This window comes from Peribacillus sp. NPDC096540, assembly GCF_050278525.1.
GTDB lineage: Bacteria > Bacillota > Bacilli > Bacillales > DSM-1321 > Peribacillus.
This window is the reverse complement of sequence record NZ_JBNNTG010000009.1, coordinates 17,621-30,933: the sequence shown is the minus strand read 5'-3', so window position 1 is coordinate 30,933 and position 13,313 is coordinate 17,621. Positions and strand designations below refer to the sequence as shown.

Here is a 13,313-nt window from a genome sequence, read left to right as displayed (position 1 = left end):
TTCAATTGCAATCTTTTTTTGAATAATTAAGAAAATATTTTCAAACTTGGGAATCGAAAAACAGTACGGAACGATACACGATGGATTTTGCAGATTTAGAGGCTCAGATTGATTCTTCCGTTAAAATGTTAATCCTTTGCAGCCCGTATAATCCGGTGGGAAGGGTCTGGACGAGAAGAGCTCACACGTCTTGGGGAAATCTGTCTTAAAAATAATATTTTGATTGTTTCGGACGAAATTCACTTTGATCTCGTCTACAACGAATATAAACACATACCAATCGCCTCTATTTCAGAGGCTATGGCTAAACAAACCATCACTTGTTTTTCTCCAAGTAAGACTTTCAATATTTGGGAGTACAAACATCTGTTGTTATTATTCCAAATCGTGATTTGAGAGAACGCTATAATCGTGAAATCAACAGTATGGCGATTGGCTGGGCAACCCCGTTTGGTATAGCAGCTTTGGAAAGTGGCTATCCGATTCGGGGAAGAATGGCTGAATTTCCGGGAACTTGGATTTAGTATGGAAGAATAGATCAGTTTATGCGCAAAAAAGCAAGATTGGCCTTGAATGAAGGTCACATTTTTGGTCTAGAGGGAGAAGGCTTTATGAGAATGAATATCGCATGTCCCCGCTCTACTATGGAAAAAGCTCTACTTCAGTTAGAACAAGCAGTCAAGCAACTTTCCCATACAGGAAAGTAAAACATAAGAATTGGGGAGGAATTAAAATGGATCACACGAATGAATATGATTTCAAAAATTTTGTTCAAGATATGACGGTTATGGTGGAACGGAGTCAGAATGATAACGAATGTGTTGTGGAAGCAGAAAGGTTAGTTGGTAAATTAATTCAATCCCAATCATGGCTTCCTTCTGAGAAAAGAAGTCCAAGTGAGGAAGGGTACTCGCGGCATCTGTTGTATTGTGACCCAGAGGATCGTTTCGAAGTGATCGCGCTAGTCTGGAAGCCCGGCCAGAAGACCACTCTTCATGATCACGATGATACATGGGGAGCAGAAGGAGTTGTCGCGGGTAAGGTTAAAGTGACTAATTATATACGATTAGAGGAATTATCTGGGGGCAATATTGTTAAGTTACAGCATACTGATACCATCATTGTAAACGAGCAGAATACAGGAAAGCTACTGCCTCCAGCAGACTGTCATATCTTGGAGGGGGTAGGTAAAAAACCAGCTATCACGATCCATGTTTATGGAAAGCAATTGAAAAAATTTCGGGTATTCACCCCTTTAGACGAAGAGGGGCTATATCTTGCTAAAGAAAAGCGGGTTGAATACTCCCCTGCTTAGAATCGATTAAATAGTGAAGGTGTGGTCCGGTCTGTCCTTACATCCTAAGCAGAGGCGGGCTCTACAGTTTAATGAGCTCATTCCTTGTTGTCCTTTTAGCCATGTGTGTAACGGGAATGCTGGAACAATCTAGGATTCTTAGTTCTTTAGTGGAGCCATTAGTCAAACGAACCCACGGCTCTACATTTAGAATAACACTAGCTACAATGGTAATCGCATTAATCACAAATATGATTAGCTCATCGATGTTATTAACTTTAATTGTAGCGGGTTCACTTATGAAAAATGTCTTTAAAAATAATAATTTGGCGCCAAAAAATCTTTCGCGTAATATCGAGGATGTTGGGACGTTGGGCGAACCGGTTATTTCGTGGAATTCCAACGCAATCTATTGTTCGCAGATGTTGGCGGTATCGCCATATGCCTATTTCCTATATGTCTTTCTAGCCTTCTTGTCCATTTTTCGATTTAGTTTATGGTGCCACTGGATTTGCAAATATTGTTCAAGTAGTTACAACAACTATCTTGTATCTTTCCTTTAAAACTTTCTTGGCTTTTAATCCATCGTTTGAAATTTGAGTTGGTACATGTTTTCTTGGTTTTGAAAAAATTTTTCTCAAACGTGATAGGAAATAGGAATGATTAACTTATAAGAGGCTGAAAAAATAGTGATTTTGCAAGGAATTAAAGATTGGCACGAATATTGCAAATTAATATACATGACTAAGAGATAAGGAGGTAAGCGATGTATAAAGCCGTTATTCTAGGGACTGGACCTGCTGGGTTAACCGCAGCAATCTATTTAGCACGTGCTAACATAAGTCCTTTGGTCATTGAAGGGCCTGAACCAGGGGGGCAATTGACATTGACAACAGATGTCGAGAATTTTCCTGGTTTTCCTGAAGGGATTATGGGACGAGAGCTGATGCAGAACATGCGAAAGCAAGCTGAGTCTTTTGGAGCAAAGTTTAAAAGAGGCTGGGTTAAAAAAGTCGACTTTTCCAATAACCCTTTTACCTTAACGGTGGAAGGAATAGGGGAGATTAAAACGCAATCCTTAATCATTTCAACGGGAGCTTCAGCGAAACTTTTGGAGATTCCAGGGGAAAGAGAAAATATTGGGCGTGGGGTAAGCACCTGTGCAACATGCGATGGGTTTTTCTTTAGAGGAAAGAAAATTATCGTTGTCGGGGGCGGAGATTCTGCTATGGAAGAGGCAAATTTTTTAACGAAGTTTGCTTCGGAGGTTCGGGTTGTCCACCGCAGAAAGGAGCTTCGCGCTTCCCAAATTATGCAAGACCGTGCCAAAAAGAATCCAAAAATTACGTGGAGCTTAAATTCCATTCCTGAAGAAGTAATCGCAGGGGATCGACACGTTACTGGCTTGAAAGTAAAAAACAGCGAAACAGGAAAAGAGGAAGTTCTGGAAACTGATGGTATATTCATTGCCATTGGGCACAAACCGAACACAGCATTTTTAGACAATCAAATCAAAACGGACGATATGGGATATATCATGGTGAATCCTGGTGTAACCGAAACGAATATCCCAGGTGTATTTGCCTGCGGGGATGTTCAAGATCATAAATACCGCCAAGCCATTACGGCTGCGGGAAGTGGTTGTATGGCTGCTCTGGATTGCGAAAAATATCTTGATGCAAGTGAATTATGTAGTGGAAACAATCAATCTATCAATAAGAACCAAATACGGGGAGGATTTTAATAATGAAAGAGATTAAAACAAAACAAGAGTTTGAAGAGGCGATTTTATCAACAAAACCAGTTATGGCCAAATTCTATGCTGAATATTGCCCAGACTGTCAGCATACCGATTTCTTTATGCCCATCTTGGAAGAAGTGTATAAAGAAAAAGTAGATATGATTGCAGTAAATCGTGAACATTTTCCAGAGGAATTAGAGAAGCTGGATGTGTACGGAATCCCAAGCTTTATTGCTTTTAAAGAAGGGAAGGAACTGAACCGCTTTGTAAGTAAACTTGGAAAAAGTCAGGAAGAGGTTGAACAGTTTCTTAATCAAATTGTAGAGGCAAGTGGAAAACTAGGATAGAAAACCCTTGCCTGGAGCCAATAAATATTGAGCAGTCACTCAATATTTATTGGCCATCTTTTTAGTCTCAACAATCTTATCAACTATTTTTTCATAGAAACTATACAGCTTTTAGAGTTCGAATAACACGCCGATTTTGTGCATTTAGTAGATGAGTATTGTATGACCTTTTTTGCTTCAAGGGGGATAAGAAATGGAACTTATGAAATATGTGAAGGAATAAAATGATCTAAAACCCAAAATGGAGACATCAGCATTAAAGTATGGCCTGTGTGATTCAAAAACGATTGAATATAGCCAGGAATTAGATCTATTACTTAATAAAGTTATGAAAATTAGATATACAGGATTAAAACAGTTTAAACGTCTTAATGGTTTGTCAGGAGGAACAGAGGATGAAAACAACAAAACGATTCCAAAAAGTACTAGTCGCAAACCGTGGAGAAATAGCTGTCCGTATCTTCCAGGCATGCACGGAGTTGGGCATCAGGACAGTTGCCATATACTCTGAACAAGATAGCGTATCCCTTACACAGGTTTAAAGCGGATGAAGAATACCTCGTTGGAGAAGGAAATAATTGATTTTTGTTTGGATTGAGACCATATTTTAGTTATTCTATTATAGGGCGCGATTGTAGAATAAAACTTAGATTTTTAAACGACTTTATTGTTATATTTTTTAGTGTAGTGAAGTATCTTACATCAAAAATTAAACAACTAAATTTTTAACCCCGTCCTAAATTTAGAACGGGGTTATGGAGTTAGTATAGTTTCATGGACACATTTTAGCTAAGTCCTTACAATGATTTTTGAGAGGATGTGTCCGTCTTGGAACGTAAGAATACAGGTGAAAAATATAATAATGAATTCAAGAAGACTATTGTAGATCTTTATCACTCGGGTAATTCGGTCAAAGAATTAAGCAGCGAATATGGCGTATCAGAAGTTACCATTTATAAATGGGTTAAAGAATTTACTCCTATCGGTTTAGGAGAAGAGTCCATGACCCCAAAGGAATTAGCCGCCATACAGAAGGAAAACCCTCGGTTAAAGCAAGAAGTTGAAATTTTAAAAAAGGCTATGGCCAGAGAAGGCAATAATCAAAGGCCATTGCCTCCTGCATCACGTGGAATGAAGACTTCTAACATGAAGAAGGATGACGGCACTGAACTTTCATCTCCTCATCGGGGGTGAAAGAAAAAAAGGATCTACACTTCTAGAGTGCCATACTATGTCTTTCGTATTGCTACAGACAACAAATACACGGTTACTTAACTAAACATTCCAGTGTTGAAAAAAGATTATACTACATAACATAAAATAGATCATAACTGGAACTAAAATCTGGCCTATGATCCATTTTACATGTATCTCGGCTAAACCCCTAAGTAAAGGTGATGTGAATGCCACAAATATCTTTGAATTAATCAAAAATGATAGTTCAAACCGAAGAAAAAGGAGAGAACGTCGAACGTAAATGACAGGCTAACTGCATTTTTAGGAAATCATGAGGATCACTGAAATCTAGGCTTAATATTTCTTCAATTTTCTTAATGCGGTGGTATAGCGTATTGATATGAATATGAAGCTGTTTTGCTGTTTCAATAGCTGACTTGTTTAAAGCTATGTACGTATATAGAGTTTTTTCTAATTCATTATCATTGGTCCTGCTTTTTTCAGACCATAAGGGAGAAAGGGTTTCATCTAAAAACTTTTGGATCTCATGTGGCTGTTGGTTCAAGAATAGGCGATTAATGCCAATGTCTTCATAGCGCATTATGCCTTTTTGGTCCGGTTAGCCAAATACTTAAGGGATTGAATGGCCTCCTCGTAACTTCTGGAAATATGCCCGATTCCATGAAAGAGACTTCCAACTCCCAGTCTTAAGGGTGGGCCGTCCCAGCTATCCCATTCCGTTAAAATAGATTTTAATTTTGTAATGAACTCAAGTAACCCTGATGGATCTTTCATGGAAATAAGTATGGTCACTTTATTCTTGTTAGAAGAGTATGGTGTACAAGCGATAAAAAGCAAGGAAACCAAATGCTGTGTAGGGAGTCGGATAGCAGCGTAGTACCAATGAAGTTGGGTAATGCCGATGGAGGAAAGGCTAGCTATCAGTTATCGCCCTTACTAGGGAAACATTTACTACACTCAGAGGTAGGGATAAATGGAAACAAAACTACTAAGGATAGCAGAATTAGCAAAATCTGAATCTAAGAGATTAGCTACATTTTGTGAATGGTAACTAGGAGGAGCCGTGTGCGTGAATAGCGCAAGCACGGTTCTGTGAGGGGGGAGGAACATAATCTACCGCAAGGTAGAAAGGTTCCCTTCTACTCGACTAGTGCTAGAAGGAGTAGAGTCAGGAAAATGCTGATTTACAACGATAAGCAGTTTGATACAAGTCTTATGAGACATTATGAAGTCTTAATTTAATGCTAATTTGATTATGTACCAATAAGCCTTTACTCTATTGAGATTATAAAGCTTTCTAAGAAGAGGTAGCTACGGTATCGTTACTTGACTCATTTGTTGCTACAAGATTCTCACTCGAATTTATGATTCGTAAGATAATTATTAATAAAATGAAAAAATATCTTGCCATTCTATCGTTAGTTACAGTCCTGATCCGGGCTGCAAAAATCAAAGTTTCCGTTAGATTGCCACTAAATAATAAATTTGAGATTTCTCTGAGAAGAATAATAATATAATTATCATTTAAGTCCATACAATTGTCTCACTCCTTCTTTAAAGCAAGTATATTCAAGAAATTGAAACAATGTGTGTGGAGTGATTGTAAGTAAAAAAAGTCGATTCCTTAACGTTGAACTGCACCCCAATTGTTAGATACAACTAACAATTGGAGGTGCAGTTTTTTTGGCGAGATTTTCTTCAGAAGAAAAAATATGGCCCTTCATCATATTCAAGGATCATCCTCTTATATGAACAGAAAAAAAGAGGTGGCTGCTTCACTTTCAACCATTGTCCCGTCGATTGGACGCTGGCTTGATGAAGGTCCATCTGGTCCGAGATCTGGTCCGCCGGAATTGACAACAAAATACTAATTAAAAACAAAGAGGTGATTAGATGGGTGCAGTTACTTATGATTTTTAAGTGAAATGGGGAGATACGGATGCAGCAGGAATCGTATATTACCCGAATTTCTATAGCTGGATGGATGAAGCTACGCATCATTTTTTCAAAACACTTGGCCATCCTACATCTAAATTATTTACAGAGACTCAAATAGGGGTTCCTTTACTTGAAGAATATTGCAGCTTTCGAATCCCCTTATTTCATGAAGATGATGTCCAGATTCAAACGGAAGCGATAGAAATTCGTGATAAGCTTTTTAAGCTGACCCATACTTTTATGAAAGGTAATGACGTCATCGCAGAAGGATATGAGCTACGCGCCTATGCATCTGTAACAGATCATAAACCAAAGGCGCAGTCCATTCCAGAGGAACTGAAATCGAAAATGGAAATAGGCGCATGATTGTTTCCTTAAAATATCATATATCCAAATACATTTAGTAATGGAAAGGGAGACTAGGTGATGGCAGAGTTAAAAGAAAAAGAGCAGCAGTCTGGGTCTGAACGGGAAACTCGTACTATAGCACTTATTCAAAAGGTTTCTAAATTCAACTGGTTTGAAAATGTGGGTGAAGAAAAGGGACGTCTTGAAGCTGAGCAAGCATTAAAGGCATTCATTACACAAAATGAAATAGGAAACGAAAAGATTGAATGGATAGCTAAAGATGAATTTGTAGCTTCCTATGCAGATGCTCAAATTAGCAATACAGGCCTATATGAATTTATAGGTAAAAGTTATCAAACCATTGTTAAAGAAGCTCAAGAAAAGGGGAACGGTACGGATGTAGCGAAAGCGGCCGATGCTGTGACAGATTCAGTTTGTAAATGTCAATGGTGGCGCAGTTGCTCTTTTCAACATCCACAAGTTAAATCGGCTCTGTCATTTTCATTAAGCTCTGTGCAACAATAGCATTGGGTTCATTCTCTTTAGGTAGCTTTCCTTCTAACTGCAAGAGTTCCCACTTAACTAAAGTATTAGAATTTTCGACAACAAACTTGCAGCGGTCAAATCGTCGGTTCATGAATTTTTTAAGTATGTCTTCGACTGGTAAATCTTGTTGAAGCAATTGACCTAATACAAGTCCATCCTCTATTGCTATCGCTGCTCCCTGCGCTAAATGAGGCACCGTTGCGTGGGCTGAATCACCGATTAGTAGAATACGGCCACGATACCATGGGTTTTCAACGAGAAGTGTCTCAAGGGGGCGATATATCACTTCTTTTGGGTCAGAAATTTGTTCACTTAATTCAGCTATTAATCCACCAAATTCTTTGAAGGCTTCACGCATCAGTATATGAAGCTGGTCCTCTGGTTTCCGCGGATTTCCTGGTTCTGCTGTAACAATAAAAATATATACACTATCCTTTGTCATCGGGATGATACCAGCTTTTGCTTTTTGCCCATAAAACATACTAATGTTTTCTACTTCCTTTGGCCGATTCAACGAATAGCGCCAAACAGCCTGGCCTACAAATACCGGCTCAATGTCTCCAAACACCAATTTACGAACTTTTGACTTCACTCCATCGGCCCCTATTAGTAGATCATATGCACCTGAAGTACCATCGGTAAGCTCCACATAAACACCATTGTCTATGTTTTTAATAACTTCCACGGTGGTACCCATACGAATCTTTGTACCATGTTGGATGGCCGCGTTATATAAAATTTGGTGCAGCACTCTTCTAGGGATTCCTCCTGTTTTATTAAACTTTCCAGAAGAAGGGGTTGGCGCTTCAAAAATCATATTTCCCTGGGAGTCACGAATATGTAAGAATGAGCCGGTCGTTCCACTGGCTAAAAATTCTTCAGTCAGCCCAAGTTCATCGATTGCACGAAGCGCATTGGATTGCAAAATAATGCCGACCCCATAAACATTCCATTCCTTTTGAAGTTCAACAATTTCCGCCTTAATACCCTTTTTTTGCAATGCGATTGCCGCTGCTAATCCGCCTATGCCTCCTCCTACAATTAGAACCTTTTTCACATCAGACATGTAAATCCTCCCATGTATCGTTTTCAAAGAATGATTGGACTAAATTGTAGACATACTATTGGGTCCTTTAATCGTTTTAATTCGATTCACCTTTACCTATATTATACCATTGTGATTAATGATTTTTATAGACTAAGTCGTTTTTCGTTCTGTTCGTTTTCTAAATTTATCGTTCTTCACAAATAGCAAAAAAAACTAATAGAGCACAATCCTTTTCAAGGAATTCGCCCGCTTGTCAAAGATCAATAGCCTGTGTAAATAAATTTGTAAAAATGACTGATAATTTCTAATAAAGATTGATAAAAATAGTCCACTGATTCTTAGGAATTTTTTTATTTAATAGTATTATCCGAGTATTTTTATCAAACTTTTTTTCAAAGCTACATTTGAGTGTATTATGAAAAAGATTCCTTTTATGGGTATTTCTTTTTATTCAGAATGATATATTATAAAAATTGTAAATATAGATATTTTGGGAGGGGAGAAATAATGAACAGAACCCTGGAGGTTAATAAACTAATAAAAAGATATGGATCGAAAAGTGCTCTTGAGGATGTTTCCTTTAGCGTAAAAGAAGGCAGTTGTTTTGGCTTACTTGGGCCAAATGGAGCTGGGAAATCAACCACCATGAAAATTATTAATGGGATTATTGAGGCTGACAGTGGAAATGTAGATGTATTTGGCAAAGACATTCGTAAATCTGGTGATGATATCCGAAAGCTGGTCGGCTATGTACCTCAGGAGATAACCTTGTATGACAAGATTTCAGCTTTTAACAATCTCGTCTTCTTTGGTGAAATGTATGGACTGAAAGGGAAAAAGCTGAAAGAAAGGATAATTGAAGTATTGGAGCAAGTGGGTTTAAGTGAACGAGCATATGATCCCATACATACGTATTCAGGTGGAATGAAAAGAAGAATTAATATTGCTGCTGCTCTTCTTCACAATCCTAAATTGGTCATTCTTGATGAGCCAACAGTAGGAATTGATCCACAATCACGTAATCATATATTTGAGATTATTCGCTTATTACGTTCTGAAGGCGTTACAATCATATATTCCACTCACTATATGGAAGAAGTCGAGGCTCTTTGTGATGATATTACCATCATTGATAATGGGAGAGTCATTGTGCAAGGAGACCTTAATGAACTTCTTCTGCAATATGCAACAAAAGCTATTTATCTAGAACTAGATAACCAGCTTGAAGCACCTGTAATTCCTGGAATTAAAAATGTGAGTGAGTATAAAAAAGGCTGGCTGCTTGAAACGGATCATGTTCTGAATTCAATGGAGACAATCTCTCATACCTTTCATGAAACAGGAATAACTGTTAAAGCGTTAGAAATGATGAGGCCATCACTAGAGAGTGTCTTTTTAACGTTAACAGGGACGACGCTCCGGGATTAAATGAATAAAAGGAGAGGACTAAATGATAAAAAGTATAATTCGTAAAGAAATTCAAGTCCTATTGAAGGAAAAGGGGACGTTTTTTTGGCTGTTTTTATTACCAATCTTTTTTATTATCATTTTTGCTTCTATTTTTGGAAATGCATCGGACACCATCACCATATCTTTTTATGACCAAGACCACTCTGACATGTCAGCAATGTTTGTCAAACAAATCAAACATATACCCGGCTTTGAAGTAAAGCAGGATAAGACCATTACAATGAAGGAACAAATTGAAAAAATTAAAAATGGAAAATCAACTTCTTTGTTAGTCATCCCGAAAGGATATGAAGAAAAGATCAAAGCTGGTGAACAAGCAAATATCCAGCTGTATCGTGATGCGACAGCCGACACAGCGGTTGCCCCAATAAAGGCAGTGCTCGAGAACATAGCAACAACCTTTCGTGAAACGAAATTAACCCAAGCCCTCCAGACTTTAGGGCAAAATGAAGCACAAGCGAAGACGACTTTAACTCCACCGGTCCAATTAAAAGAAATAAAGGAGAATGCAGTGAAGTTAAATATGATTACTCAGGTTGTTCCAGGATACACGGTCATGTTTGTGTTTTTTATTATGATAACGATGGTCCGTAATTTTATTAAAGATAAGGAATCAGGGATGCTGTCACGTTTGCGCAGCACTCCAATGAAATCATTTCATTATTTAATTGGAATGTGGGTGCCCAATATATTGGTCGTTGTTACCCAATCTGCTGTCTTATTGTTGTTTGGGAAGATTGTTTATGATTTAAAAATAGGTAATGTTCTGTCGATCATTTTTATTGTCGTTAGTCTGGCCATTTGCGCAACAGGTTTAGGTTTATTGCTTTCTGTATTTGTTCACAGTGAAAACCAAGGTGTTGCTTTTGTCCAAATTATAACCATGGGTGGTGCCGTTGTCGGTGGTTTATGGTTCCCCTATGATTTCTTGCCAGCCTTTGCCAAGGTTATTGGAAAATTCACTCCTCAGTTTTGGGCCCAGCAAGGATTACAGGATGTGATGATTCGCGGTGCGAATCTTGGTGACGTGTGGGTTACCGTCATCATCCTATTAGCTTTTGGTGTAGCAGGCTTTTTGATTGCCAGTGTTCGTTTTAATAAGTTTTTCAATTCATCAATCAGCTGAATTTGGTGCAGTAATTTATCAGATTAAATTATCTAATATCTTTAATGGAACATTAGTAATATGAGAAAAGATACTAAAAAAGTCTATTCTTATGAAGAAGGCATTTTCATTTTCCTATCGAATAAACTCTATTTGGATCCAAAATACATTTAGGAGATACATTATGATTTTCAAGAAAGTTGGGATCACGATTGTTTCCCTAGGGGTTGCCCTGTCTATTTTCGCTTCTTCTGCATCTGCTCAAAATTTGAATTTTGATGGTGCAAGTCCGTTATCAACCGGTTGTTCGCTGGATGGAGTAGTGAAAGCATCCAAAAGATTGTCTGATGGAAAAGGGAAAATCGAATTAAGATACAGCCCGAGTTGCAAAACTGCATGGGCAAGAATCATTCTGGATAGTGTAGCCACACACTCTTGGGAAGCGAACGCTACGCTTGGTCGGAACCAGGATGGAAAAATGTATAGTTGTCAAGATAAGGGAGGAAATGGTGTAGTTAACAAAGGTCAACGTTCCTGTTTCACTCCTATGGTTTATGATGGAAATGGTTACTCCGCATATGCATTTGGAGGTCATTATAACTCCACCCGTACATTACTTGGTAAAGCAACGACTGCATCGTATTAATAAAAAAAGGGGCTGTCCAATAAGTCGATTTTTCGGCCTTTGGTGTGGATTTAAAACAAAGTTTGATAATTTTTTAAAATACTAGCCTTTAAGGCTAAACCGTTGCCATCAGGCAACTAAAATCTTATTTGTAAGGGACTATAGTTAACATAAATCACGCTTATAGGTACTGAAAAAGGATCTTCAATTGGAAGATCCTTTAGCTGCTTATTGAATTAAGATACCCATTGGAACAACAATAGATTTATTTTGATGATGTGGAAATTGGTGATTTTTGCTTCTCCCAATCTGCCGGTCCATCATTAGGTTCAATAAACTTTCGCCAATACTCTCCACTTTGCTTATCAAATATTATGATATTACTATCATTTGGTGAGATTAATTCAAACCTGAATTGTTCTTCCTGTTTTGGATTAACCTGTTCGGATTTTAAAGACTGTGAAATAAACCAAGAACCTAAAAGTAAGCATAGTCCTAAGAAAATAATAGAAAAAGACATTAGATGTTTATTCATTTTCTGACTCCCTTTTAAGATAATAATTTCATTATATCATTTAACAGAATATAACATTTTATTTTTCCTTGTTTAAGTAAATGATGCAACGTTAGTTCAACAAGGCTCCAAAAAATTAGATGAATACTGTATACAAACCAAAGTCAATTTTTCGGAACTTCCGAAACACAAAACCCCTTGAGCACCAAGGGGTTTTGAATTGTCCATTTTAATTATTTATACATGATTTTATATATTGTTGATGAATCAACATTTTCGGCTTCTGAAGAAACATGGTATCTGCATAAAAAAGGGGTGTTTTATGCAAATTTTTCTTTCACTAAAGCACCCCGTTAGTGGAACGTACGGGTGCGTGGGACATGATCCCGTGAACTAAACTGTCCGCCCCCTACTTGTAGAAACATGTTTGAGGCTGGTTGGGACGTAGATCTTGTATAACAAGCGAAGCTATGACACTACATGGAGGACTAACAGTGTAGGTGGTGAATTATTATATAACTTTCCAAATTGGTATAATTCCAAGTTTTTCCCTAAATTATTTTATGAAGATATTAATAGCGATGGACTAAAAGAAATTATTGTCGCATTTATTTCTGGTGCTGGTTCTGGAGTATCCACAAAAGAAATTCATGTTTTGAATCAAGTACATGACCCTTATCGAAGATATGAAGAAGCGCCAGTTGAATCAATCAATGATGCAGTCAAACGATTTGTAAAGATGGAACAAAACGGCAATGAAATTGCTATTCAAATTGGTAAAAAGAAATACTTAGTGGACTATTTAAAATTTGGTTACTACACACCTGTTGACCGTCCAGGAGTAGGCTCAATGGAGGATTATAAGCCTGAAAATGGTGTTCTTTATGGTTATACTACTGTATTTGTATCTATTCCCGAGGCAAGTATTGGTAGCCTAAAAGTTAAGTATCATTGGGATGGAAAAATGTATAAAGCAGAATCTGTTACTTTTAGCGAAGCATAGCCAAAGTCCCCGAAAGTTCGGAGCTGTCATTTTGGCAGCTCTTCTTATTAAGCTAAGAATAAAAATCAATAATTCTTCTCACAACTACAATAATTCACCTTAAACTAATAGGCGCAAGAAATGAGTCCGATTCTATT

General features: G+C 37.6%; 15 protein-coding genes and 5 pseudogenes. 16 read left to right on the top strand and 4 right to left on the bottom strand.

Annotation, left to right across the window (positions count from 1 at the left end; genetic code table 11):
- The first annotated feature begins 80 nt into the window (after window positions 1-80).
- From ACQKMR_RS10420 to ACQKMR_RS10380, 9 genes and pseudogenes are all read left to right on the top strand, one after another.
- Window positions 81-396, top strand: a pseudogene (locus tag ACQKMR_RS10420) (aminotransferase class I/II-fold pyridoxal phosphate-dependent enzyme).
- The gene (locus tag ACQKMR_RS10415) at window positions 351-524 is read left to right on the top strand and encodes a hypothetical protein (RefSeq protein ID WP_427697336.1); all 174 of its coding nucleotides are present in this window, start codon (window positions 351-353) and stop codon (window positions 522-524) included. Before ACQKMR_RS10420 ends, ACQKMR_RS10415 begins: the two are co-directional and overlap by 46 nt.
- A gap of 209 nt (window positions 525-733) precedes the next feature.
- A complete protein-coding gene (locus tag ACQKMR_RS10410) occupies window positions 734-1,315 on the top strand; it encodes a cysteine dioxygenase (RefSeq protein ID WP_427697229.1) in 582 nt (193 codons plus the stop codon).
- A 41-nt stretch (window positions 1,316-1,356) separates the two neighbouring features.
- The gene (locus tag ACQKMR_RS10405; RefSeq protein ID WP_427697329.1) at window positions 1,357-1,857 is read left to right on the top strand and encodes a Na+/H+ antiporter NhaC family protein; all 501 of its coding nucleotides are present in this window, start codon (window positions 1,357-1,359) and stop codon (window positions 1,855-1,857) included.
- A gap of 203 nt (window positions 1,858-2,060) precedes the next feature.
- Window positions 2,061-3,038 (top strand): thioredoxin-disulfide reductase, encoded by a 978-nt coding sequence (gene trxB / locus ACQKMR_RS10400; protein ID WP_427697228.1) that lies wholly within the window; start codon window positions 2,061-2,063, stop codon window positions 3,036-3,038.
- 2 nt (window positions 3,039-3,040) lie between these two features.
- The gene (locus ACQKMR_RS10395; RefSeq protein WP_427697227.1) at window positions 3,041-3,382 is read left to right on the top strand and encodes a thioredoxin family protein; all 342 of its coding nucleotides are present in this window, start codon (window positions 3,041-3,043) and stop codon (window positions 3,380-3,382) included.
- Between the two features lie 241 nt (window positions 3,383-3,623).
- Window positions 3,624-3,704: pseudogene (locus tag ACQKMR_RS10390) on the top strand (aspartyl-phosphate phosphatase Spo0E family protein); the annotation flags it as partial.
- 73 nt (window positions 3,705-3,777) lie between these two features.
- Window positions 3,778-3,900, top strand: a pseudogene (locus tag ACQKMR_RS10385) (biotin carboxylase N-terminal domain-containing protein); the annotation flags it as partial.
- 310 nt (window positions 3,901-4,210) lie between these two features.
- A pseudogene (locus tag ACQKMR_RS10380) lies at window positions 4,211-4,459 on the top strand (transposase); the annotation flags it as partial.
- Window positions 4,460-4,823: 364 nt separating this feature from the next.
- On the opposite strand, the gene ACQKMR_RS10375 reads toward ACQKMR_RS10380, so the two are convergent.
- Together ACQKMR_RS10375 and ACQKMR_RS10370 are read right to left on the bottom strand one after the other, a co-directional pair.
- Window positions 4,824-5,159 (bottom strand): PucR family transcriptional regulator, encoded by a 336-nt coding sequence (locus tag ACQKMR_RS10375; RefSeq protein ID WP_427697226.1) that lies wholly within the window; start codon window positions 5,157-5,159, stop codon window positions 4,824-4,826.
- On the bottom strand, window positions 5,159-5,371 hold the full coding sequence (locus tag ACQKMR_RS10370; protein WP_427697328.1) for a hypothetical protein: 213 nt from the start codon (window positions 5,369-5,371) through the stop codon (window positions 5,159-5,161). Before ACQKMR_RS10370 ends, ACQKMR_RS10375 begins: the two co-directional genes overlap by 1 nt.
- A gap of 923 nt (window positions 5,372-6,294) precedes the next feature.
- Between ACQKMR_RS10370 and ACQKMR_RS10365 the strand changes: the two are divergent.
- The 3 genes and pseudogenes from ACQKMR_RS10365 to ACQKMR_RS10355 all read left to right on the top strand — a co-directional run.
- A pseudogene (locus tag ACQKMR_RS10365) lies at window positions 6,295-6,450 on the top strand (monooxygenase); the annotation flags it as partial.
- Window positions 6,451-6,499: 49 nt separating this feature from the next.
- Window positions 6,500-6,883, top strand: a complete 384-nt coding sequence (locus ACQKMR_RS10360) for an acyl-CoA thioesterase (RefSeq protein WP_427697225.1) — start codon at window positions 6,500-6,502, stop codon at window positions 6,881-6,883.
- Between the two features lie 60 nt (window positions 6,884-6,943).
- Entirely contained in the window at window positions 6,944-7,390 is a 447-nt protein-coding gene (locus tag ACQKMR_RS10355) for a hypothetical protein (RefSeq protein ID WP_427697224.1), read from the top strand.
- Here the strand turns inward: ACQKMR_RS10355 and ACQKMR_RS10350 are convergent.
- Window positions 7,347-8,477, bottom strand: coding sequence for an FAD-dependent monooxygenase (locus tag ACQKMR_RS10350; RefSeq protein WP_427697223.1), 1,131 nt, complete (start codon window positions 8,475-8,477; stop codon window positions 7,347-7,349). The genes ACQKMR_RS10355 and ACQKMR_RS10350 overlap by 44 nt on opposite strands.
- Before the next feature lie 489 nt (window positions 8,478-8,966).
- Between ACQKMR_RS10350 and ACQKMR_RS10345 the strand changes: the two genes are divergently transcribed.
- The 3 genes from ACQKMR_RS10345 (at window position 8,967) to ACQKMR_RS10335 (ending at window position 11,680) form a co-directional block, all read left to right on the top strand.
- On the top strand, window positions 8,967-9,887 hold the full coding sequence (locus ACQKMR_RS10345) for an ATP-binding cassette domain-containing protein (RefSeq protein WP_427697222.1): 921 nt from the start codon (window positions 8,967-8,969) through the stop codon (window positions 9,885-9,887).
- 22 nt (window positions 9,888-9,909) lie between these two features.
- Window positions 9,910-11,055 carry an ABC transporter permease gene (locus tag ACQKMR_RS10340; RefSeq protein WP_427697221.1) on the top strand — a complete coding sequence of 382 codons (1,146 nt, stop codon included), beginning with the start codon at window positions 9,910-9,912 and terminating at the stop codon, window positions 11,053-11,055.
- Window positions 11,056-11,218: 163 nt separating this feature from the next.
- Window positions 11,219-11,680 (top strand): DUF2690 domain-containing protein, encoded by a 462-nt coding sequence (locus tag ACQKMR_RS10335; RefSeq protein ID WP_379176829.1) that lies wholly within the window; start codon window positions 11,219-11,221, stop codon window positions 11,678-11,680.
- 244 nt (window positions 11,681-11,924) lie between these two features.
- On the opposite strand, the gene ACQKMR_RS10330 is transcribed toward ACQKMR_RS10335, so the two are convergent.
- The gene (locus ACQKMR_RS10330; protein ID WP_427697220.1) at window positions 11,925-12,194 is read right to left on the bottom strand and encodes a hypothetical protein; all 270 of its coding nucleotides are present in this window, start codon (window positions 12,192-12,194) and stop codon (window positions 11,925-11,927) included.
- 430 nt (window positions 12,195-12,624) lie between these two features.
- Here ACQKMR_RS10330 and ACQKMR_RS10325 point away from each other — a divergent pair, with 430 nt between their 5' ends.
- Complete coding sequence (locus tag ACQKMR_RS10325) at window positions 12,625-13,176, top strand: hypothetical protein (protein WP_427697219.1); 552 nt, start codon at window positions 12,625-12,627, stop codon at window positions 13,174-13,176.
- The last annotated feature ends 137 nt before the right edge of the window (window positions 13,177-13,313 follow it).